Below are 25,601 nucleotides of genomic sequence, written 5' to 3'. Positions count from 1 at the left end.
TCATGTATCCTTGTCGAATCCTTTGACGAGTAATTGGAAGCCTTGACGAGAAAGAGCCCCGCTATCATGTTACTAGCAGAGTTATTTTTGTTCATGTCCCCATTGGCCAATTTCATAAGTAAGATTATCATTTCTGATTTGGATTTTAGATAATAAAAAAAGATGTAGCATCCGCTACTATGGTAAATGGTATTATTTATTTTAAATCTTTTGTTTTACATGTAATTACAAATCCTAATCCACCCCAGGTATTTCTTACCTCTAGAATGCCTCCAGCTTCTTTACAATCTTGTGTTTGCACTTCCGCAAACTTGTAGTTTCTAGCATGTAGAAAGCACAAAAAAACAAAGCAACCAATAACTGAGATTATAATCAACAGAGGGTAGAACATTTTTTTCTTCTTATTGATTATTGTGGAATTTTGCATTTGACTTCAAATCCAATACCAGGAAAAGTATTTTTTACTTCGGGAACTCCCCCTGCATCTTTACAATCTTCAGCACGTCGTTCGGCCATTTCAGAATTTCTTTCATGAACGGTATAGACTGTATAAATGGTAGCTCCTGCTGTTACTATCGCTGCAATAGCCCAGATTACAGGAAGAATACCTTTTTGATCTTTCGTAATATTGATCGGTATAGCTCCATGATCTGCTGCTGAAATGGTTGCAGGACTTAATACTAGGGAAGAAGATAAAATCGATAGTGACAAGATGACTGAAAGGAAGATGGAATTACGTTTAAACATTTTTAAATCCTCCTAACACTGACAAGCAAGATACTACCTTGGTTTTAGATACTTTGCAACAACTTCCACCACTGGAGCAATGCATGTTGCATAGTGATCAAGGGTCAGTCCCATAGGATAACCTTGGGGCTTTTTCCAATGTCTACTTTAAGGGGTGCACTTCAACGACCTTTGTGGGTTTTTATACGTTAATCTTGACTAAAATCAAACGAGATATTAATATGTCTATAAATAAACAAACGATTGGAGTTTTCATCTATGGATATTTTAGCTGACTTGTTTTGGAAATCATCTATGGAAGAAATAAAAAATGGCTATGTTTACAATGAAAAACAAGAGAGCTTTACATGTCTAGTTTGTGGTCAGACCTATGAAGAAGGCATTATTTATCCAATTGATGACAATTGGTATGAAGCAAAAAAAGCCATGAAGCACCATATTCATGACGCTCATACCTCAATGTTTCACTTTCTTCTATCACTGGATAAAAAGGTGACTGGTTTAACCGACGTACAGCGTCAGCTCCTTGCCCAGTTTTATGAAGGACAAACCGATGCCCAAATTGTCCAAAATAGCACAGGCCGAAGCAATTCCACTATCCGTAATCATCGTTTTATGTTAAGAGAGAAGGAAAAGCAGGCCAAGATTTTTCTCGCCATCATGGAATTGCTAGGAGAAGCGAACCAGTCTCTCCCAAAATCAAACACTGGCTCTGCTTCTTCAGTCGAAACCGCATCACCCAAGAAAAAAATCCGTGAACCGAAAAGCCCTTTTCTAGCTGTTCCACCTACTGTTCGATTTCAAGACGAGCGTTTTGCTATGACGGAAGAAGAATATCAAGAAATCTTACGGACGTACTTTCCTAATGGATTGGATGGAAGGATAAAGGAATTTCCACTTAAAGAAAAGCGCAAAGCAGCAATTTTGCATCATATCGTAGGTCGTTTTAAGCGCAATACACTCTATACTGAAAAAGAGGTAAACGCCATACTTACAACCGTCTACGAAGATTACGCCATCTTACGCCGCTATCTAATTGAATATGGCTATATGGATCGCAAGGCAGATGGCAGCTCGTACTGGCTCATTCCATTTACACCGCAACCGCCAGCAGAGGAACAGCAGTAGGAGCAGATCCTACTGCCTGCTCTACTGCTGATTAAATAAGATTTGATTCGCATCCTTCCTTCAGACCTATCTTCCTAGATGTTGTTTTTCGTTATCACCTGCTGGAGGAAATGGGAAACAAAGCGATTAACATCTACTTGTAAGCATACTTCCATATTTGGCGATTGCTTTGGAGGATTTCGTCTGTCACCGATGGTTCTGCCGATAGAGGCCGAGCCTTCCGTGTCCACCTGTACGTACATTGGCGATGCTTGAACAAAGGACGGATCAATAACCACCCCTACTGCTAGTGGATCGTGTAAAGCGCATCCTCCGAGGTAGGGGTTAATTTTAGCATAGGCATCCATATAGAATTCGCTACAAGATGCTAAGAATTTGCCTACTGGCGTGCCCGACTCTCTCCACATTTGTGTATGTTCCTTCGTCAGCAGGGTTTGCATAGTAACATCCAGCCCGACTAAGGTAATCGGTATACCTGATTGAAACACAAGCTCTGCCGCCTCTGGGTCCGTATAAATATTTGCTTCCGCTACCGGGGTTACATTTCCGGGAACTGTAACTGCTCCCCCCATAATGACAACTCTCTTTACGAGTGAAACAATCTCAGGGTCCTTCATAATTGCCAAGGCCAAATTGGTTTGGCTAGCAACAGTAATAAGCGTTACTTGCTTCGGGTATTTACGAACTTGCTCAATGATAAAGTCAGCAGCATGCTGGTCGATTGCCGTAGCTTTTGGCTGGGGTAAATAGGTATTCCCTATACCGTCCTCTCCATGTATATGCGTAGCATTCGCCTTTAAAGGAGAACGTAGCAATGGTTTCCCTGCTCCTTTTGCCACAGGGATATCTGTCGCTCCTAGAATCTCAAGCACTTTTAGCGTATTTTCTGTCGTGATATCCACAACGTGATTTCCAAAGCTAGTGGTTAGGCCTAGAACGTGTAAAGCAGGCGATTGTATCGCATACGCAAGCGCAAGCGCGTCATCAATTCCTGTATCAACGTCTAAAATAACGTATTTCATCGATTAATTCCTCCCGCTCGCATCCATCGTTAAGGTAGTAATCCAATGCTGTATGAAACGCTCACTGTCTGCCTCTACACCCGTAAGCACTTTTCGTCCAACGCTCGCTGTTTGTCGCAAATCGGCGATAAGGGCTCCGCGTGAAACCTCCCCCTTACATTCCACTTGAACAAAAGTCTCTTCGGTACGAATTAAGGTACTATCTAGTGCCACACCAACCGCTAACGGGCCTTGCATCGCAATTGAGGGCTGGCACTGCTCGGCAGCCTCACATTTCTCAAATTGAAAACGTACCATCTCTTCTATCAAGGAAAGTACGCGTTCTGTGTGTTCTGTTTTTTTGTGGAGTAATTGATCTAGGTGTCTAGCTGTAATCAGTGTTGGCTGAGTTATATCTAAGCCAATGATCGTATTAGGCAAATCGGCTTCTAACACAAATAAGGCAGCTTCGGGATCTCCCCAGAAATTGAATTCTGCGGCCGCTGTTACATTCCCAGCTACACGAATTGCACCACCTGCAATGATCACCTGCTTTATTCTTTTTCCAAGAGAAGGGTCCTTGGCAACCGCATTTGCTAGATTTGTGAGGCGCCCCATCGTGACAATAATTAGCTCATTTTCGCATTCTTTCGCTTTCGAAAGGATAAAATCACTAGCTGACATTTCCAAGGCCGTTTGCTTGGGCTCAGGTAAATTAGCATGCCCCAGCCCATTCGTACTGTCATTTTGCTCATAGACAATCTCTTTACGAATTAATGGCTTACCGGCTCCTTTTATCACAGGCACCTCGTATCCTGCTTGTCCGGCTTCGATTATCTGTAAAGTATTATAAGTAGCTTGGTCCAAGCTAACCTGTCCTGCCCCAGTAATAATGCCTTCCACACGAGCCTCTTTCGATTGCAACGCATATAAAATAGCAAGTGCGTCATCAATGCCGGTATCTACATCTAGTAACAACCGTTTTTGGTCTGCCATCGTCCCACTCCTGTCGTTAGAAAAAAGCTAGTTTTTCATGATCATAAACCCTCATTATCTTTCAAGTGTACCATATTTTCTACCCTACCATGCCAAGCTAGACATCTTACATTCTGGCTTCCTCAAATTTTCAAACTCTTCCTTTTATCGCATCCCATTATTTACAGCGAAATATTCTTTTGATACAATTTTAGTAAACTCAGATATACTATTTGTTTACATTAAGAATCGAGGTGCTTCATGCAACATCGCAACGAAAACTTACGAACTTATATGGTCATTGCTATTTTTACTGCGATTACTGCAGTATTTGCACAGATTACAATTCCATTGCCAACCGTACCCATTACTGGCCAAACTCTAGCTGTAGGCTTAGTGGCAACAGTACTTGGAAGTCGCTATGGTACTGTATCTATGGTACTCTATGCCTTGCTAGGAGCAATTGGCGTACCAGTGTTTGCAGGCTTCTCTGGTGGTCCACAAGTATTGATCGGCCCTACCGGAGGCTTTATCTTTGGCTTTATTGCTACTGCCTTTATAATGGGCTACCTTTTGGAAAAAACAAAATATACCTTCCCTATGGCATTGATTGCGAACCTACTTGGGATGGTAGTCACCTTCCTCTTCGGTGTAGTCCAACTGAAGCTAGTCCTGAATCTAAGCTGGGCTGGTGCAATGGCCGCAGGGGTTACTCCCTTCATCGCTGGTGGGATTATTAAAGCAGTGTTGGCTGCTTACGTAGGTATTATTCTGCGGAAACGTTTAATTTCGATTGGGATGTTAAAAGGAAATCATTCCATAGATCATGTGTCTAGCAATTAATTACTGAAAAAAGATTACAGCAGCAATAGCAAACGGCAAGAATACGAACAAGGCTACCTGATATTTTTAGAGGTTGCCTTGTTTTTTCTTTAATGACTTGGATATTTTTTTCAAACAAATAATTCTCCTCGTGCTTTTGGATTACTTCCGTGTCTCTTTTAATCAACTCTGATAAAGCCAATGGGATATTGTGGAACCCATTACAGATCTAACTGATTATGATGAATTTATTAATGAGAACATCAAAGGTATAAACCTTACAGAAGTAGTGGTTGCTGGTTATAAAAAATATCTGTAAAAACCTTACGAAGTACATATTAGAAATGAATGAACACATGTAAATTTAGAACAAGAAATAGCTACTATATTATCTTTCTATTCTCAAAAAAATCGTATAAAAACCCATCTCAAGCTTCAACCAGAGATGGGTTTTTTCCAAAACAATTCAATTTGGTTTTTATAAAAAAGGACTCTCGTGCTTCGCTTTCAGCATATTCCAGCGACGTTCGATCTCCGTTTCAAATTCCTTGAGTAAGGATTCATTCTCAGGGCGCAGCAGATGTCTCGTTTTCCCTAACAATTGAAGCCATTCTGTCACTGGTACACGTTTGTTTTTCTCTTCGGGATTAAACGTGATCTTAGTTATACCCTTCTCTACTTCATATAACGGGAAGAAGCAGGTAGTAACGGCCGTTTCCACGATAGATTTCCCCTTATCCTCTGGAGCTTTCCAGTTGAGAGGACAGCTAATTAAGATTTTGCCGTAAACCGTACCGACATGCTGTGCATACCATTGTGCTTTTGCCGCCTTTTTAATTAAATCCTGTGGAAAAGCCTCTGTTCCTGTAAAAACATAAGGAATGTTGGTTGCCGCCATGATTTGTACCGTATCTTTATGGTGGAACGCCTTCCCTTGTCGCCCTTCTCCAAGATTGGAGGTAGATGTCATATGCCCCATTGGCGTGGAGTACGACATTTGCGATCCTGTATTCATGTAGCCTTCGTTATCATATTCCAAGATGATTAGCTTATGATTGCGTAATGCTGTTCCAATTGCAGGTCCCATTCCAATGTCCATACCACCGTCACCAGAAATCATGATGAAGGTTACGTTGCTCTGATCTACCTCAATTTCCCCTCGGCGTATGCGTTCCCAGAACATCTCCACGACACCTGAGAGTGTGGCAGAACCATTTTGGAATAGGTTATGAATATAATTAACCTTATGAGCAGAATATGGATAACCTGTCGTTACAACCATCGCACAGCCTGTATGGAAGAGAACGACAATGTCACCCTCAATTCCTTTAAAGAACATTTCTAATCCAGAAAAAATTCCACAGCCTGGGCAGGCACCGTGTCCTGGGGCGATACGCTTCGCTTTTTTGGTCAGCATGCGCATTGGTGGTACTTTTACTTTCAAGTCACCGCTCTCTTCATCTTGAGTAACTGTAATAAAGCCACTGGTTTGCTCTTTCGTCAATGGTTCAAGCACGCGTGTTGGACGAGCTTGTTCATCTCCAGGAGTAATGCCATGGTAGTCAAAAGAAGCTACTTTTTCTCCCTGTAATTTTTGTAAGCATAGTGTAAAGAAGGCTTCTGCATCTGAAGCATAAAAGTCTTTACCTCCCAAACCATAAATCCGCGTTAGGATAGTCGTATCAGCCTTAGCATCCAGCATAGCGGCTTTAATTTCATGACTTATATTCCCGCCATGTGCTCCATAGGAATCCGCCCGCTCCCCTACTAGCACCACTTTTACATGACGCAATGCTTCCTGCACAGCTTTTTTCGGAAAAGGACGGATGATATTTGGAGATACCACACCTGCTTTGATTCCTTTTTCCCGTAAGCTATCTACTACATCGCGGGCGGTATCAGACGCGGAGTTTAGCAAAAACAAAGCTACCTCTGCATCTTCCATTCTATATTCATCCAGCAAGCCATAGCGTCTGCCCGTTAGCTCCTCAAACTCCTTAGCCACATCAAGGAACACCTGCTCCGCCTCGTACATGGCTTGTGACTGCTGGTATTTGTTATTGATATAATCAGGATCGTTCATATATGGACCGATGGTAGTCGGGTTTTTCACATCAGTGGAGTCAACATAGACCGTATTTTCCCCGACAAACTGGGAAACATCGTCTCGATTTGTAAAATACTGCACGCGCCGCTTCTGGTGTGAGGTAAAAAAGCCGTCCGAGGCTACAATTACGGGTAAACGAACATCTTGATGCTCGGCTACACGTAGAGCAAATAGATTCATATCATAAACGGCTTGCGGGTCCTTGGCTAAGAGAATCGGCCAGCCTGTATTAAGTGCATAGTATAAATCAGAGTGATCTCCCCGTATATCCAATGGTCCTGACACTGCTCGTGTTACTAGATTTAAGACCATCGGGAAACGGGTACCGGATTGAACGGGCAACTGCTCCAGCATATACAATAATCCATTTGCTGAAGTGGCATTGAATACGCGTCCGCCTGCCGTAGAAGCTCCATAGCAAATCCCAGCCGATCCATGCTCACCATCTGCTGGTATCATGACGATATCATGCTCTCCATTTGCTTTCATCTCATCTAGATATTCAGCAATTTCTGTTGACGGAGTAATCGGAAAATACCCCATTACATGATAATTGATCTGAGCTGCTGCTTTTGCTGCCATTTCATTACCCGACCTGAAATCAACAGTCTCCGCTACACAGGCTGTGGGTTTTTGTTCTGGTGACGTTGTTGTATTTACACTCATGTCCCTAGCTCCTCCCTTTACGCTCTTACCATTGCAAATGAATGTTTAACGGCATGCTCACGTGCATATTGTTCTTCTTCTCGTTCACGAGTAAGCGATCCAGTTGGACAAACCTCCACGCACTTCATACAGCCCTTACAATATTGATAATCGATACCACGTAAAAACTGCTGAGTACGACCGCGTTTATCTTCGCCCTCTTCCCATACAAAACAGAAATCGGGACAGTGCATTTCACAGGCTGCACAGTGAATACATGTCTCTTCGTTAAAATGCGGTAGATAGCCTTGACGAGAGGTACTCAGATCCTTTAACACCGAGTTACCTGGATTTGTAATCACGCCCCCGATCGGCTGTGTTAGATAGCCAAGCACCGTCCCCGTGCTTCTTTGAATAGAGGATTTTCCTTCTTCCATATTTGTTGCCGCAAATGTTGTGAGAGTCCCTTCCGCATACCCTGCATCAAATGTGCGTAGATTAGACTCAACTAGCTTAGGATACTTGGTTTCGAATGTTTCACGAATAATCTGTCTGACAGACTCTGGACGTAGAAAATCTACAACTCGGCATAAGGCGCCCATCATCGCTGTATTAATACGTGTTTTTTCACGCAAAGAAATCCCTAAAGCGTCTACACATAGAATGGTTCCCGCGAGTAGCCCTGTTCGTTCTTTGATTTCTTCAGGCGTTTTCGTCGTATTCACGATCAGAATACCGTCTGATCCTAGGCCAGCCGTACAATTCTGTGTTGATAGCATTGCTTCATGAAATACACCCACTACATGCGGCTCATCGATAGGGGAAGTGGCACGTAATTTTGTTTCAGGATTGGCAAAACGGACGAAAGCTTTTACGGGGGACCCTTTTTTCTCTGACCCGTAGGAAGAAAAGTTGGAGCCATTCAGCCCCAGATGAATAACGCCAGCTTCTGCGAGCATTTTACCAGCTAAATTTGCCCCCAGTCCCCCGATTGATTCTAAACGAATTTCGTATAAGCCTAACTCATTCATCTTTGTCAGCCTTGTTTGTGCATTCAATTTTTACACCCTCCCATTATCCCTATGTAACATCCCTATATCATTACCTTGTCTTACCTGATCTAATGCCGGTTTAGAAATTGTGTTAGTCAATACTGTTTTTTATCTTTCTATCTTTCGTCATTTTAAGTTGTATTGCTAAGAAATATTGTGAAAAACATCACACAGAAAAAAGTTATGCTCCCTTTCCTTTTACATCTAGGAATTAATCCGTCTTTTCCAGCTTCTATTTCCATAAGGTAGATATTGAATTGTAATAGGGAAGTTATGTAAAATAGAAAAGTATGACATTTATGAAAGAGGAAAACTATTGTGGAGAATCGTTTAAGAGAATACGATTTTATTCGAGTCTTGTGCGTGCTGGGCGTCATTGCCATCCATGTGACATCGCATTTTGTTACTCGAACTGATTTCGCTTTTATTTGGAATCAATTATCACGCTTTGCTGTCCCCATGTTCATGCTTTTATCGGGATTCTTTCTTTTTTATCAGGATCGCAAGCTTCAGCTTCACCAACGACCATCCATGAAAAAGCGTATGAAAAGACTGATTATTCCTTACCTCTTATGGACAATCATCTATGCGCTGTATACCCAAAGTGGGTTGCTTCATAATCAGAATTATTTCATGTGGATCGATTATTTATTCAAATCATTATGGCAAGGAAAAGGCTATGTCCATCTGTACTTCATGTTAATTGTCTTTCAATTTTATTTGTTGTATCCATGGCTGCGCTCCTGGTATTATCGCTCACCTAACAGCATGCTAATCGTTAGCTTTATCCTGACAGTAGGCATACAATCGCTGATTTACCTCTCGCAGCATGATAAGGTTGGGTTTCTCCTGCCAAAATTATGGTGGTCCTATAGCATTCCTATCCCAGTCTGGATTTTCTTTTTCACGGCCGGCATGTTTTTAGCCCAATGCAGAGAACACTGGGAAAACTGGCTCAAAGGGAAAACCTTATGGCTGCTTCTGGCTTGGGCCCTTACATTTGGCCTGGTTGTGATGGATACAATATGGTCGCGTACCTATACCCTATCTAATAAGCCTAGCATCATTTTGTACTGCTTCATTTGCTTTTTCCTTTTTTATCATATGGGACGTTTGTTTTATCAGAAAAAAAATCCGCTTCACTCTATCTTTAATTGGATTTCAGAGCAATCCTTTTTGATCTTTCTGTTGCATCCCTTGTTGCTCTCCTATTTATCCTCATTAGCTGTGACAAATAAGCTTGAGTTTATGTGGAAAGGGAACCTTGGGATTGTAAATCAGTATTTGATTACGGTCATAGTCACTTTGCTAATTACCTATCTCTTGTCCCGCTTTTCTTGGATACATCTTTTGGGCGGAGTTCCTCCCAAAAGGCGAGCGAAAGGCATAGCGGCAAATGTAACTCATACACCCAACCAAACAACCTAAATGTACACATCGCTTTCGATACAAAAAAAGATGCTTGAAATAACTTCCTTGAGTCATTTCCAAGCATCTTTGTATTTTCCTCTTACCATCATGGATTATGAATTGCATTGTATTCCTCAATCAGCGGATTTGCATCATAATCCCGAGCTATTTTCCATTGCTCGCCCTCTTTTACCAAATCCATCTGTCCATTCGTTGTTATGACTTTATTCTGCTTACCGTCAGCATAAGCTAATTCCAGCTCCATGTTATAATGGTAGGTTATTTTGTCCATTTCCTCGGCGGCTTTCTCCATAGTCAGCTTCTTGAGCTTGATGTTAGCTTGCCTCCCTCTGGCAACATCATAGCTAAGCAACTGTTCACGGTTCTTTACATGCGATTCAAAGGCTTTTTCAGTTAGATAGGGTTTGACCGCGTCGTTCATTGCTGCAAGCTCAGTCACATTCATCTTTTGTACATCTTTTTCAGTCTTGAAATCTCCAACCTCATACTGTCCTTTCTTAAAATTCATAGCGATTTCCAAGGCCTGCTGCTCCATTGTGGAAGTCGAACTAGGGGTTGAACAGCCTTGAACGAGCAAAAACATCATCATTACAAGCATACCTGTAATTCTGAAACGCCCCATTAACATCACCTCCTATGCCTATATTTTATCAATTCCAGATTATTTTTTCCAATTTTATACACAGGGCGTGTCCCCTTTAATCAGGTGACACGCCCATACATTAGCCTATAAAATAGGAGATAATAACCGTGCAATCGACTCCTGAAAACGGAGTAGACGTGGACGGTTGTTGTATTCTTCTAGCGTCAGCTCCGTGCAATGAGAAATATCCTGTAAAAAGATTTCCTCCAGTTTTCTTGAGGTTTGACTGTCGTAAATAATTGCGTTCACTTCAAAGTTTAGCTTGAGACTGCGAATATCCAAGTTAGCTGTACCGACAGTTGCTAAACTGCCGTCCACCATCATTGTTTTTGCATGCAAAAATCCCTTTTCATAAAGATAACAACGCGCTCCTGCCCCTAATAACTCACCTATGTATGAAGAAGATGCCCACTGAACCAATCGATTATCTGAGCGTTTCGGAATCATAATCCTTACATCAATACCCGAAAGTACAGCGATCTTCAAATCGTTTAATAAGCTTTCATCTGGTACAAAATACGGTGTTTGCAGGTATAGACTCTTTTTCGCAGAATGAATCATTTTTAAATAATTGTATTGAATACGCTGATATCTGGAAGTAGGGCCACTTGTGACTACTTGTAGTGCAACCTGTCCAGACCCCCTCCATCTCGGAAAATGCTCCTCTGTGTAAAGAATGTTTTGACCTGATGCCAGATTCCAGTCAAGCAAAAAAGTGATTTGTAACGACGAGACTGCCAATCCCTCTATTCGAAGGTGCGTGTCGCGCCAATCGCCTAGCACTTGATCTAGGCCAAGATACTCATTCCCTACATTAAAACCACCAACAAAGCCAATTTTACCATCAACAACGGCGATTTTTCGGTGATTACGATAATTCAAACGGAAATTAAGATAAGGGATAGGGGAAGAGAAAAAGACCGCCACTTCGCCCCCTGCCTGCTTTAATTCATCAAAAAAATTCTTTTTGATGCCAAGCGAGCCAATATCATCATATAATACTCGGACTTTTACTCCTTGTTTTGCTTTTTTTACTAGGAGATCAACTAATCGAGCTCCTAGCGCATCCTGACGAAAGATATAGTACTGCAAATGAATGTGATTTGTCGCCTGCTCCAAGCTGGCAAATAAAGCTTCAAACTTTTCCTTACCGCTTGTGTATATCTCTACTTCATTGTCTTGGGTAAGTAACGTCTTATTGGTAGTCACATTCATATAAACGAAATCACGATAAGTCTCCACCGAGGCATCCTGATAAACAAGCTTATCCTGCTGAAGCTTCTGTTTTTGCCATCTGACCATATCATTAAGGGTTTTATTTTCTCGCTGGTTGATCCGATACAATTTACGCCCACTTAAATTGCGGCCCAAAATCACGTATATGAAAAAGCCTAAACCAGGAATAAAAAATAGAACCAAAATCCAAGCCCAGGTAGCCGTAGCATTGCGTCGCTCCAAAAAGATGAGTGCCATCGCTAGGAAAATGTTAATGACAGATAAACCGAGATAAATTTGGCTGATGGGCCCCATGTATAGTTAACACCCCGCTGACTCTTACATTCCTTTATGTTCTACCTCATATAAGGGTTTATGTATGATTCTATTTTATCATGTCCTTCCTTTTCCAGCATGTATGGAAAAAAGAAGCGCCCATTCATGAGCGCCTCTCACAACCTTCTAGCAGACAATTTTACAACGACGTCTTCTTCTGTGGTGTCTGTGGTGTCTACGGTGGTGTCTATGGTGTTTACGATGATGTCTATGATGTCTTCTGTGTTTTCTACGTCTTCTTCTCAAGTCGCGAAGAGCGCGTCTTAGGAATCGTTTTGCGCGACGGATATTTCTTCTCGCTCTCCGAACATCTCTGTTACTGACACATCTGCGTCTGCGTCTTCTTCGTCTGTGACATGATGACATAACTTGATCACCTCTACTTGTAGTTTTGGGGAACGGTGGAGAAGATGATAATCTCCTAGACACTTCCAAAACTTAAACAATATCCCCACTAACATACAATGCAAAAGGTATGAGCTTCGATACAGACAGATATGCTGAGTCAAAGGCCTAAATTTATTTCTACCCAGTTATCTTTCAACTGTGCTTCTTAACAACGAAATTAGGCCTAGTCGAAAGCATAGATTTATTAGCTAGATGAATGAACATGCATCCGTTTATATATGGAAAAAATCAAATTTCTACTAGAAATATCAAATTGTGGTTTAAACCTTAAAATAACCTTAATAACATAAAGCTATTCTTAATTATTACGTTTTTTTATTGTTTTTATCTGATTTCCTTATATAATTTGCCATAGGTTGCAATTCTGTCAAAATAAAATTTTGCATTTCTTCTCACAAATAACGTTCGCCATACGTTATTTTTTTTTATGCAGGGAGATTAGGGAGATTTATTCCCGATGTTGTTCATGAAACTGATCAATTTGCTGTAAAAAACAGCGCATGGTATTTGTCAGAAAGGAGTCTTTTCTGCGGATGAATACTGTTGTTACCTGATTATATCCCTCAGGTAATGTAAAATGACGGATGTTTCCTTCCGAATGTAATCGCAACACCGTTGATTTTGGTACAAGTGAAACGCCAAGCCCTGACTCTACTACTGCTAAGATCGTTTCCAACGTGCCAAACTCCATTATTTTGGTAGGCGTGATCCCCTGTGTTGATAACCACTGAGTCAATCTCGCCCGATACCCGCAGCCTGATCGGAATACGAGGAGCGGCCTGCTTTTACATTCCTCTAATGTAAGAATGCCTTTTCCAGCCACTAACACAAGCTCTTCCTCCATGACATGCTCCTGTACAATATCTGGATGCTGTATAGGTCCACTTACAAAAGCCCCATCTAACTGATATTGCAGTACATCACTTACTAGATGCTGTGTAACTCCTGACACTAAAGATAAATCGACCCGCGGGAACTTTTTGTGATAAGACGACAAGATGATAGGCAGCGCCGAAACGGTTTCAACCGAGCCAATCAGCAATGGCCCAGATGGGTCCTCGCTGGTTTGAAAGGACTGCTGCATTTCTTCCATTAACGCCAGCATTTTTTGGGTATAGCCTAGCAGCTTACGCCCGTCTTCATTTATCGTCACGCCTCGACGGTGTCGATGAAACAGCGATGTTCCTAGTTCCTTTTCTAGCTGCTGAATCCGAGCCGTTACGTTTGATTGAACATAATTTAAGCGTTTAGCGGCCTGGCTCACACTACCTTCCTCGGCTACTATTTGAAAAATACGTAGATCGCTTATTTCCATTCTCTCTTCCTCTTTCTACACCTTACATTTGATATCAATTATAGTGATAGCTAATATCAATTTCAATCATTTTACATGATAGTGTTTTCGACATATGATGTTCAACGTAAGATTTTTTAGAGAGAGAAAGGTAGAGAGAAAATGAAGACAGACAACATCATGAGGGGAGCCTTCCTTTGCTTAGTAGCAAGTGTAGCTTGGGGGGCTATGTTTCCAGTTGCAGAAAGTGCATTTGAATTTATTGATCCATTTTATTTCTCTGTTATTCGCTATTCTGTTGTTTCCCTCATTTTACTTGGTTTATTAGTCTGGAAAGAGGGTTTAAAAGCCTTACGTTTGGAAGGTCGTGGATGGTCCTTGTGGTTTTTTGGGACAATGGCTTTCACCGGCTACAATCTATTAGTATTTTGGGGACAAAATCAATTAGGGACCTCAGGAGTCATTCTGGCCTCCGTCATGGAAGCATTGATGCCAATGCTGTCTGTATTGGTTCTATGGATTTATAAATCAAATAAACCAAAACCGTTTACGATTGGTTGCATCGCAGTAGCTTTAGTAGGGGTATTTATGGTAATTACAAAAGGAGATGTAAAAGCCTTTTTAGTTGGTGGAAGCAGTATTTTCGCTGTCCTCCTTATCTTCATCGGAGTGCTAGGATGGGTAATCTACACAATTGGAGGCAATCACTTTACTACCTGGTCCGTTTTACGCTATTCCACATTAAGCTGCGTTCTGGGCACCTTCACTTCGGTAGTAGTGGTTCTATCTCTAACTGGATTACATTTTATACATGTGCCTACTATGAGTTCAATCCTAGCTGCTAGCAATGAATTTGCTTTTATGATTATTTTTGCTGGTGTGGTTGCTTTGATTAGTTGGAACGCTGGAATTAAGCTGTTATCACCAATTAACGGAACCTTATTTATCAACTTTGTACCTGTTACCACATTTATCATTTCCGTTATGCAAGGCTATAACATGACTATTTATGATGTAGGTGGCACAATGCTAATCATTATAGCCTTAGTATGTAACAACATGTATCAACGTAAGCAAGCAAAAGAGCTAGTGCCTACACGCGCATCAGTAGTAAAATAAATCTAAAAAATTCCCCTCGAATGCTTTGCTAAGACGGCAAAAGACAATCGAGGGGATTTGTGTATAACCAAAAAGGAATAACCTAGTAACTGTTTAACCACGAGTACGCTCCACCTGTTTATTGAGCCATTCTAAGCAATCCTGCATGACTTCCTTTCGATTTATGTCATTTAACAGCTCATGTCTACCTTCTTGGTATAATTTATAAGACATTTGCTGCAATTGTAGCTCCTCATACCTTTCTACAAGCTTGCGAACTCCTTTGCCTCGCATTCCTACTGGGTCCTGATCACCTGCAATAATGAAGACAGGCAGGTCTTTCGGTATTCGTTGCAGGTATGGCTTTTGTTGAATCTCGCGTAGCATTTTAAAAAAGTCGCGATAAAAGCTGGTAGTCGATACCCCGCCACAGTATGGATCGTCAATAAATTTATCCACTTCAATCGGATCTCTGCTCAGCCAATCAAACTGTGTACGCGGTGACTGAATATGACGATTAAAGCTACCAAAGGCTAAGGAATCGATCCATCTACTGCGGTATTGATCCCCACGCATAGCTGTAATGAGATGGGTAACCCCTAATCCCGCAAGTAATTCTACTCCGCGACTGCCATTACTGCCTGATAAAATAATTCCGTCTATCAACTGTGAAAATTCATACATATATTTTTGGCCTAAGAATGAACCCATACTGTGAGCAAACAAAAATAAGGGCTGATTCGGTTGTTCATCACGAATGATCTGACTAAGCTGAGCCATATTATTGACCATCCATACAAATCCATCGTGTCCCACATAGCCCAATTTCTCGATACTACCTGCTGTTTTACCATGTCCGCGATGATCATTTGCATACACCACATAGCCTGCATCTGTTAAAAATCTAGCAAAACGTTCATATCGTTTGGCTGTTTCTGTCATGCCATGAGCAATTTGCACGACTCCCTTCACTTCTTCCTGATTGTCAGGAGACCAATGATAAACGAAAAGAGTAAAGCCCTGTTTATCCGTAAAGGTAAAGGTCCTTGATCTCATAACTGATCTTCCTTCCTGTATCTGCCTCACTCCAATTAGTGTATCAGGTTTTTAAGGTAAGCGAAATTAAATAAGGTGAAGGCAATAAGCTGTTATGATCGGCTAATATTTTGACCATACTGAAAAGCAAAACGATGAAAAAGGAGCACTCCGCCATGGCACATTTTCAATTTGTCTGGGATGATCCGCTTGTGAAGACCCATCCACAAATCTGGCAGGGAAATCGCTACCAAATTACTATCGAGCCTTACGAGGATCACTCCTATTTATCATTGTGGGAAAACGGACAAATCGTTCGTTGGATCGATCCGTCAGGGCCTGCTTTTCATTATCAATCATTACATTTTCTCCCCTTTTCATCACAAGTGTTAGCCTGGGGGGAACAAACGGTTACCAAAGGTGTAAAGCCCTGCCTTCATTGTCGTAGATACCACTTATTAGACTCCCTAGCAGCAAGAAAAATGCATCCTTATCCCCCGCTATGTCGCAACTGTCGCTGTGCATCTCTTATAACCAAATCCTACTCTACTTATCATTAGCCTTGTCTATAAAGCAGAAAAAGAGAGAGACAATTGTCCTCTCTTTTTGATGTTACTTTGTTCCCTCATGCTGAAGTCCATTCTTATCTTTCCATTTTTTATTTAGTATCTTTTCGATCTTGCCGCTAACCTTGAGCTTTATTTCATCTGCCTTTTCCTGAGAAAGATGCCCATCCTCTACAGCTTTCTCAATACGCTCCATATATGCTTTTTGTAAAAGAGCTGCCACTGCCTGCGTAGAAACTCCTTGGCTTTGGGCAATCTCATTTAGAGATTTTCCGCTTATCCAAGTTAATTTCAATTGCTCCCTATCCATTTTTAGCAACGTAAGAAGCTCCTGATTCTCCCACGGTGCTAGCTTTCCTCTCCTGATATGCTTTCTCTTCTCATCACGAAAGGTACCTTCTACAAGGCGAGTCGCTCTTTTCGTAGCATGTTCTTTTACTTTCTCAGCACGTTCCTTCGTCATGCGGCCATTCTTTACTGCTTCATCGAGCTTGGCCATGTGTTGCATTTTAAGTAGTTGGATCACCTTTGCTTTATCGACACCGCGACTATTAGCTATGTCAGCCAAACTTTTTCCTTTGTTTAATTCAGTAAGCAATTGCTCTCTAGATAGGTGTAATAGGGATTGCAGTGCAGAGTTATCTATGAAGTGATTTCGATGCATGATCTCAGTAGGAAGGGGGACAGGGGCAGCTATAGAATAAATCGTACTAGATGGTAGCATTTCTTGCGTTGCATCAGCAGAGCTTGTGCTAAAAAGGAACGCAGTAGCAGTAAATATCAAACCCCAGGAAGCTTTATATAGCATAAACAAAAACATCCTCTCTAAGAATCAGTAATGGTCTTTAAAACAATCCCATCATCTGGGTTCTTAGTTAGGAATGTGGAATTATCAGCAAAAATATACGATATGTCAGCTTTGATTTTTTCATGGACAGGATCAACAGTGCTCTCTCTCTTCCATTTGTCTACTCTTCTTATACTGCTGAAAGCGTTGACTTTGTAGTTGGAGCACGTATTCATCCAGTTCCTTGCTTAAAGCCACAACCGTTGGATGAGAAAAACTACCTTTCTCTTGAACTAGAACAACCAGTTGTTGTTGCAATGTGATGACCATGTCTTTGATGGGAGGGGCATGCTTCAATATTCCGCTCACCTTATCTCACAAACCTTTCTCCAGCAATTTAAAATTTTATATAATGATAAAGTAACGTGATAAGTTACAGGTGTTTTCCATTTTTTTATCACTTTTTCTTAAAATAGAAGAAAAAGAGCTGCCACCCAATGTCATGAGCGACAGCAACACCTACTTTCCATTTTTCTATTTTGGTCTAGCTCCGTTATCACAAATTCTACCCTGATCTGTGCCATGATTATCTTTTTCAGTGCTATTCTCAGTACAGTTGTTATCTTTCTCTTTATCGTTGCTTCCAAGTCCTGTACCGCTGCTGTAATCAATCGGTTTAGCGCCATTGTCTGCTAGTGCCGCTGTTGGGGCTGTAAACGCCATTACTAATCCAATAACGATTAACACTTTTTTCATGCGAATTCACCCTCCTTCCACTCTTTTAACAAATTCCAATAGAGACGCTGTTGTTCTTGAGTTGCATGAATTCTATGTGTTTCAAACATATAAAGCAACTCCCCTAGTTCTTGTTGCTTCTGAAGAGAGAGTGCTTTATTTATTGCTTTTAACAATTGATCGATACCCTCTTTATACAAAGCTAGTTCGAAATACATTTGAGAGGCAACCTGAAAAAGATTAAAACGATATTTATTAATTAATATATTTTCCTCAGGGGCTAAACGCTTGGCAAACATCTCAAAAATATGACGGGCTAACAGTGCTCGATTAGCATCTAATAGCTTCCTGATGACAATCGACAGACCTGATTCTCGCTGATCCTGCTGAGATAGCCAGCTTACATAGGTCAGAAGGTTGTCCAAATCACCTGAGGTAATTTCGATCATCATGCGATTCCCGTATCCGACATTCTGAAACGGTTTATACTTAGAATACAGATCGGTTAGACGCATAGCCTCCTGATAGTCCTCTGTTTCCTTTAGCGCAAAGCTTTTAATCATCAGACAGTGATTATAAATGTCAATATTCTGACCCTTTGCCAGCTTCTCTAAGATATCGGCATAATGCAATACCTTTTCCCAATCGCTAGCAATATAAAAATACATCATTACTCGATCATAGGCTTTGATTTTTTCCTGTAGCGGCAATCGATTAATGACAGATAGTAGCATTACTAATTTTTCATAAGATTCTTTTACATCAAAGCGCATAATATAAAAGATTCGAAAATAGCAAATGGCTAATTGCTCCGAATGATAGTCAGCCTCATTGTTTACATAATAATTATAGAGAAAAAGAGCTTGCTGATACTCTGATTCCTTATAAGTGGGAACTCCAGGATATTTTAACTCTGCTTGTTCAAAAATAGAATCCGCAATCGTATAAATCACATCGAGCTTTTTATTATCCTGCTCCAACAGCATTTCCAATAGCTGAAACGCTATATCATACTTCCCAACCTCTAGGCAACGCCTTAGAAACTTTTCGTATTTGTCCTTAATAAATACCAGATGGACACTTTTGAGCCGCTGTTCGATGCACTCTCCAAAAAACAGATGATAAAAAGCCCCTTCTTCCAATTCAAACACTACGGTCAATTTATCTAAGCTCTCCAGCGTAAACGAATGGTTACCATTAATGGCCTTGGTAAATCCGCTTCTTTCAATGGAAATCAGCTGGGCTGTTTCCGCTTGCGTCAATCTTTTTTGTTTCATATGCTTGCGGATCGTATCGCGTAATTCCTCACGCGTCCATTCCAGTTCGGAACGAAACACTGTTCATCCCCCCCAGCTCTCTTTTCCTCCAACATAAATCTACTAACCTAGCCTTAATTTTACAATATTTTACATGGTTTTGCTACCTTTTTTGATACATCAAACCTGTTTCAAAGCTTTCTTTGTAAATATAAAAATGAAGCCATTAACATCGCAAACCTTGCTGAATTTTGATACAATAAAAAGAAAACCTGTTAGCTAAAGGAGATTTCAAAATGGCTCACTTCGCTGCAATTTTACATATGAAAAATCCAGAGAAAAATCAAGAATTTCGCCCTCATCATCTTGAATATCTCGAAAAGCTAAAAGCAGAAGGCAAAATCTTCGCGAAAGGGCCTTTTGCCGATGGTTCAGGCGGGATGGTAATCTATATTGCTGATACGTTAGAGGAGGCTACACAAATAGCTGAATCTGATCCTTATGTAGTAGAAGGTGTACGCCGTCTGGAATTGCATCAATGGAATATATAGGAAAAGCTACAAAGAAAAACCGCTCAGCAGTCGTTTGAGCGGTTTTTGTGTATGTCCATAGGTAACAAAAAAACAAATATACATGTAAATCGGGATTCTTTTATTTATTCACGGGTTACTTTTAGACCGCTTACATCTTTTTAAAGGTCATCTAGCTTTTTTGGCAATCTTGTTTTCCTGCCGCTTACTCTTTGTCAGCCTCAATACAGCAGTAGGTTTTGTTTTTATTTAATTCATGGATACGTTCTAGCATCGCTTGCATCTGCTCTAGTAACGGTCCAAATTCCTCCATAGAGATCGCCGTACTTTCCACTAAGGCATTTTTTATCCCATTCGCTCTGCTTTGAAGCTGTTTCCCCTTCTCTGTAATTGTAATATTGACGGTTCGCTCATCAGTGGTAGAGCGCTCCCTTTTCACTAGCTCCATAGCTTCCAGTCTTTTTAGCATCGGTGTCAACGTACCTGAATCCAAATAAAGGAGCTGCCCTAGCTGCTTCACCGTACAGGAATGCTCGTCCCATAAAATTAAAAGCACTAAATATTGTGGATAGGTAAGTCCCATTTCTTCTAAATGCGGGCGATACAACCGACAAATCTCACGAGAACAGGCATAAATCGAAAAACATAGCTGTTGATCTAGCGCTAGCATTTTCTTGTTATTCATGATTTGTCTCCCCTCTTTTTACACTTCCAATTCAATTGTACACAATTTAGTTTTTGACAAATTAATCTTATGTCAAATATAATGAACGTGTCAATTCATTAACAGACAATTGACCGCGTTACTAAAGTGGTTCAATTTGTACATTAACACATTTTTGGTATCAACGTACCAAAATATTCAATACATCATGGAGGGTACAGACTATGACTACAAAAGCAGCACCTGCACATATGCAATTACCTTACTATATCAACGGTGAGTGGAGAAAAAGCTCCTCTAACGAAACTGTTAAAATATATTCCCCGTATAAAGACGGAGTCGTTGGCGAGGTACAAGCTATCACTCGCGAAGAAGTAGACGAAGCCATCAAGTTAGCGGCTGAAGCACAAAAAGCTTGGGCTGAATTAAGCATTCGTGAACGTGCTACCTATCTCTATAGATGGATTGACGAGCTTTTGGCTATGAAGGACGAAATTGCTGATATCATGATGCAAGAGGTGGGTAAAACTTTTGCTGATGCCCAGAAGGAAGTGGAACGCTCTGCGGATCTCATTCGCTACAACATTGAAGAAGCTATTCATATGTACAACGAAAGCATGAGTGGTGAAAACTTTCCTGGTGGTTCAAAACAAAAAATCGCTATTGTTGAACGTGTTCCACTTGGTGTCGTTTTGGCTATTTCGCCATTCAACTACCCGGTTAACCTGTCTTCAGCTAAAATTGCACCAGCATTGATGATGGGTAACGCAGTAATCTTCAAGCCTGCAACACAAGGAGCTTTGAGTGGTATCAAAATGATTGAAGCCCTACACAAAGCAGGAATTCCGAAAAACATTGTAAACGTAGTAACCGGACGCGGCTCTGTGATTGGTGATTATTTGGTTGAGCATAAAGGAATCAACATGATTACCTTTACAGGCGGAACAGCTACTGGTTATCACATCGCAAGCAAAGCAAAAATGGTACCACTTGTGATGGAGCTTGGCGGTAAAGATCCTGCTATCGTGCTTCCAGACGCTGATTTAAAATTAGCAACGGGTCAAATCATCTCGGGCGCCTACTCTTATTCCGGTCAACGCTGCACCGCCATCAAACGCGTGCTAGTTCAGGATGAAGTAGCTGATCAGCTAACGGATATGCTAGCAGCAGAAGTAGCAAAGCTATCGATCGGTTCTCCGGAAGACAAAGCAACTGTCGTGCCTGTAATCGACACGAAATCTGCTGATTACATTCAAGGTCTCATTGATGACGCGATCGAAAAAGGTGCTAAAGTTTTGACTGGCAACAAGCGTGAGGGCAATTTGATTCATCCAACCCTGCTAGCAGACGTAACGCTTGATATGCGTGTAGCCTGGGAAGAGCCATTCGGTCCTGTTCTGCCAATCATCCGAATTAAAGACGCAGAAGAAGCGATTGAGATTGCAAACAAATCCGAGTTTGGACTTCAAGCAAGTGTCTTTACGAATGATATTAACAAAGCATTCCATCTGGCGAAAAAGCTAGAAACAGGCTCCGTGCAAATTAATGGACGTACAGAACGCGGTCCAGACCACTTCCCATTCATTGGAGTAAAAGGTTCCGGTGTAGGTGTACAGGGTGTCCCAAAAAGCCTGCAATCCATGACACGTGATAAAGTTACGGTCTTGAACTTACAATAATATCCGCTGCGTTTTTACAATCTAGTTTTCATTAGACGCATACAAAAAAAACGCCTCTTTTTGATGAGACATGCTCATCATAAGAGGCGTTTTTTACTTACTTGATATTAATTCCATCAGACTAAAAAGAATTCATCTGGGTTGGGACCAAAACGTTGATTTTGATTCAGATCATTGATTCTGCCCATATCTTCATCTGACAATGCAAAGTCAAACAAAGCTGCATTCTCCATAATACGATGCTCTTTAACCGACTTTGGAATAATAACAACACCATTTTGCAAATGCCAGCGAAGCACGATCTGAGCTGGTGTTTTTTCGTATTTTTGTGTCAATTTAGCCAAAACAGGATGATCTAAATTTCCTTGCATCAATGGGCTCCAAGCTTCGACCTGAATGTTGTTCTGTTTGCAATATGTAAGCAGTTCCTTCTGGCTCAGGAGCGGATGCAATTCGATTTGGTTGACCATCGGCTTCACTTCTGCCGTTTTCATCAATTCTTCCAAATGATGCTTGTGGAAATTGCAGACACCTATTGCCCGTACCTTTCCATCCTTGTATAGCTTCTCCAATGCCTTCCATGTATCTGCATATTTGTCTGTACCCGGCCAATGGATTAAATACAAGTCAAGATAGTCCAGGCCAAGCTTTTTCAAGCTTTCATCAAAAGCAGCTAGCGTCGTATCGTAGCCCTGATCGCTATTCCATACCTTAGTAGTTATAAATAATTCTTCACGGGGAACTCCAGCTTCAGCAATTGCTTGGCCAACCCCTTCTTCATTCTTGTAGATCATAGCAGTATCAATACTTCTATATCCGTGCTGAATTGCTGTTTTCACTGCGTGAACAACCTGAGCTCCATCATCTACTCTCCATACACCAAGACCAATCCAAGGCATTTTCACTCCATTTTGGAGTACTGTACAATCTGCGAGATGTTTTATCACTGCTGTTCCCCTCCTCAGCTTTTTAAAAGTGCTGTATGTAACAGCAACAGTTTCATTGTAGCATGTAGAGAATCCATTTATCACCTATTGTGTGTGTTACCTTCTATATTTTCATACATCGAAACGTGTTTAGCATAATTGCATAGCAAAAAAAGAACCCATTTATCATGTAAACGGGTTCTTGCAAGTTGTTTTATTCGTCAAAACGTATCTATTATTTAGAAATTAGTTTGGTTAATTCTGTTGTCTCCGTTAGACGAATAGGTTTGTCGGTATAGGTTTTACCATCTTCGCTATAGTACATTCTGTCACTATCGTTTCCAGAGAAGACAAAGATATCGCTCTTAGAAGTAACCTTAACCGTAGTATTTACTTTCTTGTCGCCTTGTTTTTCTTTGGCCACAATTTCATGCTCTACTGGCTTATCATATACATATTCAATCGCTAGACCTAATTTGGTTGCTTTCTCAATGCTTAGCTCTGTTTCCTGGGTAGGAACGATTTCTCCCACGATACCTACACGTTTGTTTGTCAATTCAACAATTTTTTTGAAATCCGCATCTGTAGATTTTAAAGTCTTTTTGTTACCGTATTTATATACGTTAATTTGACTAGGTTCAGGTAAGCCTTTACTGTCCTTTATTGGCTCCCCTTTAAAATCATTATTAGCTTTTGTTTCCGCTGGTGCCGGTGCTGGTGCCCCTTCTGGGTTTACTTTAGTAGGTTGAGCTTTTTCTCCTGAGTTATTGGAGCAAGCTGTAAGCATAGCACATGCTAGTAGGACAAGCAGGGTCCCCTTCATTTTTTTCATCTTCCTCATCACCTTTCTTTGGACTGCAACTTCTATAAAGAAAGCTGCTGAATGAAACATGCCTTCTATTTTAACATTATTAGCCTGTAATGTGTAACCATCCAAAAACTGCCTTCCTGATTATGTAATAAAGCATTTTCTAGTTTTCTGGGTTTCCGATTCCATTTATTTGATTTACCTCCAAAAACCCCCTTTGAATCTGAAAGATATATTCTCTAATGACAGCAACAGGATGATTCGAAGACAATCGAATCATCCTTCCATAAAAAAAATGACCCCAATGAAGAGGGGATCATTCGTGATGGTTTTGTAAATAAAGATTGATTAGGAAACAATGAACAAATTTGCGGGAACTGGCACAATGGTTTTTAGTAGATGTCCGTTTTGTCCAGACAATGCTAGGCGGCCACTACTCCCTATTAAATTGTTACCGTTGCTTTCGGACAACAACCTGACCTGTACCTGTTTTATCACATACATCATTGTATGAATTTTCGTGTTTTATCTTTTCAGGCTTGTCTTGCCTTGTAGCAACTAGGATCACCATGTAGCATTTAGATGTAGACTTACCTCATGCTCTTTATTTGTTTAAAAATATGCCCACATACTTCCCACAACATCTTTACCTTTTTTAGGAAATTCCGTGCTACTCTGTTGCTTTGGAGCTTGTCTGTCCCTTACACTAAGATAAGAGAGCGTTTTTTGTTTAAAACGAAGAGATGTTCCTTGGCTTTGGTCGGCGGAAGGGACCTCTCTTTTTTCATGCTCTTTTGATTTCTGGGAAGTTTTATTCCCATCTGTAGGTTCATCTGCCCATACGAGTGCCATCTTGAAATCCTCCATTCTGTCTTGTGAGTTTCGCATTCCGTTAATTTTTACATACATGCTACACAATACTTCCTGTGATAAATAAGATATTTTCTATTTTATCTTTTTATTCTAAAGAATGTTCCGCCAAGAATATATCAATTGAAAATGTTGAAACGTATGACAAATTGTGCCATTATTCGACAAAGCGACATAATTTTCAGTAAACTGTCTCCATTCCCATAAAAAAACCGCAGGATTAGCTCCGCGGTTTTTTGCTTAAAAATTCTTGGATTTGTTTTTGGCCGACAAGAATTGTTGTTCTATCTTTTCATAAAGTGCAAGTAGCCGTTGTATAAAAGCAAGCCTTGGTACAGCCCAATACACAAACAAGGCCGAGACGATGCCTAATAATGCCCCTGTTATGACATCAACTGGATAATGAACACCTACCCAAACACGAGAGAGTCCTACAATTACAGCGAGGACAAGCCATAGCCAGCCTTCTTTTTTACGCATAAGCCAAAAAGAAGCACAGATGGAAAAGAACAAAATCGAATGATCACTTGGAAACGAATTATCGATCGCATGTTCAACGAGCTGATTGACATCCTGAAGTACCGCAAATGGCTGATAATGCGAATAGAACAGTCCCGCTAATTTTCCAAGTATTTCGGCAAAGACGAAGGTAATCATCGCTTGAATGACCATCATTCGATTTCTGTGGTTACGAGTAAACCAATAGACGAGTAAACCCAATCCTAAAAAATACACCATATATTCTGCAATAAAAACCACACCTGGATTTAAAACAGCATACTGTTTCCCTACATCATTAATGGCTCGAAAAACATCAATGTTTAACTCAGAAACGCTCATTTT

The 25,601-nt window shown here is 40.8% G+C and carries 25 protein-coding genes; 7 read left to right on the top strand and 18 right to left on the bottom strand.

What is annotated here, in order from left to right; all coding sequences use genetic code 11:
* Positions 1-408: 408 nt before the first annotated feature.
* Positions 409-747 (bottom strand): hypothetical protein, encoded by a 339-nt coding sequence (locus GOP56_RS21010; RefSeq protein ID WP_003339041.1) that lies wholly within the window; start codon positions 745-747, stop codon positions 409-411.
* A gap of 258 nt (positions 748-1,005) precedes the next feature.
* On the opposite strand from GOP56_RS21010, the gene GOP56_RS21005 reads away from it, so the two are divergent.
* Positions 1,006-1,875 carry a DUF2087 domain-containing protein gene (locus tag GOP56_RS21005; RefSeq protein ID WP_163246540.1) on the top strand — a complete coding sequence of 290 codons (870 nt, stop codon included), beginning with the start codon at positions 1,006-1,008 and terminating at the stop codon, positions 1,873-1,875.
* Positions 1,876-1,949: 74 nt separating this feature from the next.
* Here GOP56_RS21005 and GOP56_RS21000 read toward each other — a convergent pair whose 3' ends face one another.
* Both GOP56_RS21000 and GOP56_RS20995 read right to left on the bottom strand, forming a co-directional pair.
* A complete protein-coding gene (locus GOP56_RS21000) occupies positions 1,950-2,897 on the bottom strand; it encodes a nucleoside hydrolase (protein WP_022584508.1) in 948 nt (315 codons plus the stop codon).
* A gap of 3 nt (positions 2,898-2,900) precedes the next feature.
* A complete protein-coding gene (locus tag GOP56_RS20995) occupies positions 2,901-3,872 on the bottom strand; it encodes a nucleoside hydrolase (protein WP_163246539.1) in 972 nt (323 codons plus the stop codon).
* A gap of 240 nt (positions 3,873-4,112) precedes the next feature.
* Between GOP56_RS20995 and GOP56_RS20990 the strand changes: the two genes are divergently transcribed.
* The gene (locus tag GOP56_RS20990) at positions 4,113-4,694 is read left to right on the top strand and encodes a biotin transporter BioY (RefSeq protein ID WP_003335137.1); all 582 of its coding nucleotides are present in this window, start codon (positions 4,113-4,115) and stop codon (positions 4,692-4,694) included.
* A gap of 457 nt (positions 4,695-5,151) precedes the next feature.
* Here the strand turns inward: GOP56_RS20990 and GOP56_RS20985 are convergent, their stop codons facing one another.
* A complete protein-coding gene (locus GOP56_RS20985) occupies positions 5,152-7,446 on the bottom strand; it encodes a thiamine pyrophosphate-dependent enzyme (protein WP_022584512.1) in 2,295 nt (764 codons plus the stop codon).
* A gap of 17 nt (positions 7,447-7,463) precedes the next feature.
* Positions 7,464-8,483: a 2-oxoacid:acceptor oxidoreductase family protein gene (locus GOP56_RS20980; RefSeq protein WP_121473547.1), complete on the bottom strand. Its 1,020-nt coding sequence runs from the start codon at positions 8,481-8,483 to the stop codon at positions 7,464-7,466.
* A 312-nt stretch (positions 8,484-8,795) separates the two neighbouring features.
* Between GOP56_RS20980 and GOP56_RS20975 the strand changes: the two genes are divergently transcribed.
* Positions 8,796-9,905 carry an acyltransferase gene (locus GOP56_RS20975; RefSeq protein WP_163246538.1) on the top strand — a complete coding sequence of 370 codons (1,110 nt, stop codon included), beginning with the start codon at positions 8,796-8,798 and terminating at the stop codon, positions 9,903-9,905.
* An 88-nt stretch (positions 9,906-9,993) separates the two neighbouring features.
* On the opposite strand, the gene GOP56_RS20970 is transcribed toward GOP56_RS20975, so the two are convergent.
* The 3 genes from GOP56_RS20970 to GOP56_RS20960 form a co-directional block, all read right to left on the bottom strand.
* Entirely contained in the window at positions 9,994-10,530 is a 537-nt protein-coding gene (locus tag GOP56_RS20970; protein WP_163246537.1) for a hypothetical protein, read from the bottom strand.
* 105 nt (positions 10,531-10,635) lie between these two features.
* A complete protein-coding gene (gene cls / locus GOP56_RS20965) occupies positions 10,636-12,081 on the bottom strand; it encodes a cardiolipin synthase (RefSeq protein WP_163246536.1) in 1,446 nt (481 codons plus the stop codon).
* A gap of 877 nt (positions 12,082-12,958) precedes the next feature.
* Positions 12,959-13,825 (bottom strand): LysR family transcriptional regulator, encoded by an 867-nt coding sequence (locus GOP56_RS20960; RefSeq protein WP_003339052.1) that lies wholly within the window; start codon positions 13,823-13,825, stop codon positions 12,959-12,961.
* 141 nt (positions 13,826-13,966) lie between these two features.
* Between GOP56_RS20960 and GOP56_RS20955 the strand changes: the two genes are divergently transcribed.
* Positions 13,967-14,923, top strand: coding sequence for a DMT family transporter (locus tag GOP56_RS20955; RefSeq protein ID WP_163246535.1), 957 nt, complete (start codon positions 13,967-13,969; stop codon positions 14,921-14,923).
* 93 nt (positions 14,924-15,016) lie between these two features.
* On the opposite strand, the gene GOP56_RS20950 is transcribed toward GOP56_RS20955, so the two are convergent.
* Entirely contained in the window at positions 15,017-15,958 is a 942-nt protein-coding gene (locus GOP56_RS20950) for an alpha/beta fold hydrolase (protein WP_163246534.1), read from the bottom strand.
* A gap of 155 nt (positions 15,959-16,113) precedes the next feature.
* Here GOP56_RS20950 and GOP56_RS20945 point away from each other — a divergent pair, with 155 nt between their 5' ends.
* Positions 16,114-16,497, top strand: coding sequence for a hypothetical protein (locus tag GOP56_RS20945; RefSeq protein ID WP_003339056.1), 384 nt, complete (start codon positions 16,114-16,116; stop codon positions 16,495-16,497).
* 52 nt (positions 16,498-16,549) lie between these two features.
* Here GOP56_RS20945 and GOP56_RS20940 read toward each other — a convergent pair whose 3' ends face one another.
* The 4 genes from GOP56_RS20940 to GOP56_RS20925 all read right to left on the bottom strand — a co-directional run bounded on the left by GOP56_RS20940 (position 16,550) and on the right by GOP56_RS20925 (position 19,362).
* Positions 16,550-17,311, bottom strand: a complete 762-nt coding sequence (locus GOP56_RS20940; RefSeq protein ID WP_163246533.1) for a hypothetical protein — start codon at positions 17,309-17,311, stop codon at positions 16,550-16,552.
* Positions 17,312-17,443: 132 nt separating this feature from the next.
* Positions 17,444-17,647 (bottom strand): aspartyl-phosphate phosphatase Spo0E family protein, encoded by a 204-nt coding sequence (locus tag GOP56_RS20935; protein WP_003339057.1) that lies wholly within the window; start codon positions 17,645-17,647, stop codon positions 17,444-17,446.
* A 177-nt stretch (positions 17,648-17,824) separates the two neighbouring features.
* Positions 17,825-18,046 carry a hypothetical protein gene (locus GOP56_RS20930; protein ID WP_163246532.1) on the bottom strand — a complete coding sequence of 74 codons (222 nt, stop codon included), beginning with the start codon at positions 18,044-18,046 and terminating at the stop codon, positions 17,825-17,827.
* Positions 18,043-19,362 (bottom strand): helix-turn-helix domain-containing protein, encoded by a 1,320-nt coding sequence (locus GOP56_RS20925; protein ID WP_003335152.1) that lies wholly within the window; start codon positions 19,360-19,362, stop codon positions 18,043-18,045. Before GOP56_RS20925 ends, GOP56_RS20930 begins: the two co-directional genes overlap by 4 nt.
* 215 nt (positions 19,363-19,577) lie before the next feature.
* Here GOP56_RS20925 and GOP56_RS20920 point away from each other — a divergent pair, with 215 nt between their 5' ends.
* A complete protein-coding gene (locus GOP56_RS20920) occupies positions 19,578-19,832 on the top strand; it encodes a YciI family protein (protein WP_003335153.1) in 255 nt (84 codons plus the stop codon).
* A 184-nt stretch (positions 19,833-20,016) separates the two neighbouring features.
* Here the strand turns inward: GOP56_RS20920 and GOP56_RS20915 are convergent, their stop codons facing one another.
* The gene (locus GOP56_RS20915) at positions 20,017-20,496 is read right to left on the bottom strand and encodes a MarR family winged helix-turn-helix transcriptional regulator (RefSeq protein ID WP_003335155.1); all 480 of its coding nucleotides are present in this window, start codon (positions 20,494-20,496) and stop codon (positions 20,017-20,019) included.
* Positions 20,497-20,699: 203 nt separating this feature from the next.
* Here GOP56_RS20915 and GOP56_RS20910 point away from each other — a divergent pair, with 203 nt between their 5' ends.
* Positions 20,700-22,154, top strand: a complete 1,455-nt coding sequence (locus tag GOP56_RS20910; protein WP_101667555.1) for an NADP-dependent glyceraldehyde-3-phosphate dehydrogenase — start codon at positions 20,700-20,702, stop codon at positions 22,152-22,154.
* A 116-nt stretch (positions 22,155-22,270) separates the two neighbouring features.
* Here the strand turns inward: GOP56_RS20910 and GOP56_RS20905 are convergent, their stop codons facing one another.
* The 4 genes from GOP56_RS20905 to GOP56_RS20890 all read right to left on the bottom strand — a co-directional run bounded on the left by GOP56_RS20905 (position 22,271) and on the right by GOP56_RS20890 (position 25,598).
* Complete coding sequence (locus tag GOP56_RS20905) at positions 22,271-23,101, bottom strand: aldo/keto reductase (protein ID WP_163246531.1); 831 nt, start codon at positions 23,099-23,101, stop codon at positions 22,271-22,273.
* Positions 23,102-23,315: 214 nt separating this feature from the next.
* On the bottom strand, positions 23,316-23,912 hold the full coding sequence (locus GOP56_RS20900) for a hypothetical protein (protein ID WP_003335158.1): 597 nt from the start codon (positions 23,910-23,912) through the stop codon (positions 23,316-23,318).
* A 588-nt stretch (positions 23,913-24,500) separates the two neighbouring features.
* Positions 24,501-24,740: a hypothetical protein gene (locus GOP56_RS20895; RefSeq protein WP_003339062.1), complete on the bottom strand. Its 240-nt coding sequence runs from the start codon at positions 24,738-24,740 to the stop codon at positions 24,501-24,503.
* Positions 24,741-24,998: 258 nt separating this feature from the next.
* Positions 24,999-25,598 (bottom strand): undecaprenyl-diphosphatase, encoded by a 600-nt coding sequence (locus GOP56_RS20890; RefSeq protein ID WP_163246530.1) that lies wholly within the window; start codon positions 25,596-25,598, stop codon positions 24,999-25,001.
* Between the last annotated feature and the right edge of the window lie 3 nt (positions 25,599-25,601).

This window comes from Brevibacillus sp. 7WMA2 (assembly GCF_010748895.1).
GTDB lineage: Bacteria > Bacillota > Bacilli > Brevibacillales > Brevibacillaceae > Brevibacillus_B > Brevibacillus_B halotolerans.
This window is presented reverse-complemented; position numbering and strand designations above follow the sequence as displayed.

Coding starts and splice junctions, on each gene's coding strand:
- GOP56_RS21010 (WP_003339041.1), bottom strand. CDS start 747: ATGTTTAAACGTAATTCCATCTTCCTTTCAGTCATCTTGTCACTATCG.
- GOP56_RS21005 (WP_163246540.1), top strand. CDS start 1,006: ATGGATATTTTAGCTGACTTGTTTTGGAAATCATCTATGGAAGAAATA.
- GOP56_RS21000 (WP_022584508.1), bottom strand. CDS start 2,897: ATGAAATACGTTATTTTAGACGTTGATACAGGAATTGATGACGCGCTT.
- GOP56_RS20995 (WP_163246539.1), bottom strand. CDS start 3,872: ATGGCAGACCAAAAACGGTTGTTACTAGATGTAGATACCGGCATTGAT.
- GOP56_RS20990 (WP_003335137.1), top strand. CDS start 4,113: ATGCAACATCGCAACGAAAACTTACGAACTTATATGGTCATTGCTATT.
- GOP56_RS20985 (WP_022584512.1), bottom strand. CDS start 7,446: ATGAGTGTAAATACAACAACGTCACCAGAACAAAAACCCACAGCCTGT.
- GOP56_RS20970 (WP_163246537.1), bottom strand. CDS start 10,530: ATGGGGCGTTTCAGAATTACAGGTATGCTTGTAATGATGATGTTTTTG.
- cls (WP_163246536.1), bottom strand. CDS start 12,081: ATGGGGCCCATCAGCCAAATTTATCTCGGTTTATCTGTCATTAACATT.
- GOP56_RS20960 (WP_003339052.1), bottom strand. CDS start 13,825: ATGGAAATAAGCGATCTACGTATTTTTCAAATAGTAGCCGAGGAAGGT.
- GOP56_RS20955 (WP_163246535.1), top strand. CDS start 13,967: ATGAAGACAGACAACATCATGAGGGGAGCCTTCCTTTGCTTAGTAGCA.
- GOP56_RS20950 (WP_163246534.1), bottom strand. CDS start 15,958: ATGAGATCAAGGACCTTTACCTTTACGGATAAACAGGGCTTTACTCTT.
- GOP56_RS20945 (WP_003339056.1), top strand. CDS start 16,114: ATGGCACATTTTCAATTTGTCTGGGATGATCCGCTTGTGAAGACCCAT.
- GOP56_RS20940 (WP_163246533.1), bottom strand. CDS start 17,311: ATGCTATATAAAGCTTCCTGGGGTTTGATATTTACTGCTACTGCGTTC.
- GOP56_RS20930 (WP_163246532.1), bottom strand. CDS start 18,046: ATGAAAAAAGTGTTAATCGTTATTGGATTAGTAATGGCGTTTACAGCC.
- GOP56_RS20920 (WP_003335153.1), top strand. CDS start 19,578: ATGGCTCACTTCGCTGCAATTTTACATATGAAAAATCCAGAGAAAAAT.
- GOP56_RS20915 (WP_003335155.1), bottom strand. CDS start 20,496: ATGAATAACAAGAAAATGCTAGCGCTAGATCAACAGCTATGTTTTTCG.
- GOP56_RS20910 (WP_101667555.1), top strand. CDS start 20,700: ATGACTACAAAAGCAGCACCTGCACATATGCAATTACCTTACTATATC.
- GOP56_RS20900 (WP_003335158.1), bottom strand. CDS start 23,912: ATGAAAAAAATGAAGGGGACCCTGCTTGTCCTACTAGCATGTGCTATG.
- GOP56_RS20895 (WP_003339062.1), bottom strand. CDS start 24,740: ATGGCACTCGTATGGGCAGATGAACCTACAGATGGGAATAAAACTTCC.
- GOP56_RS20890 (WP_163246530.1), bottom strand. CDS start 25,598: ATGAGCGTTTCTGAGTTAAACATTGATGTTTTTCGAGCCATTAATGAT.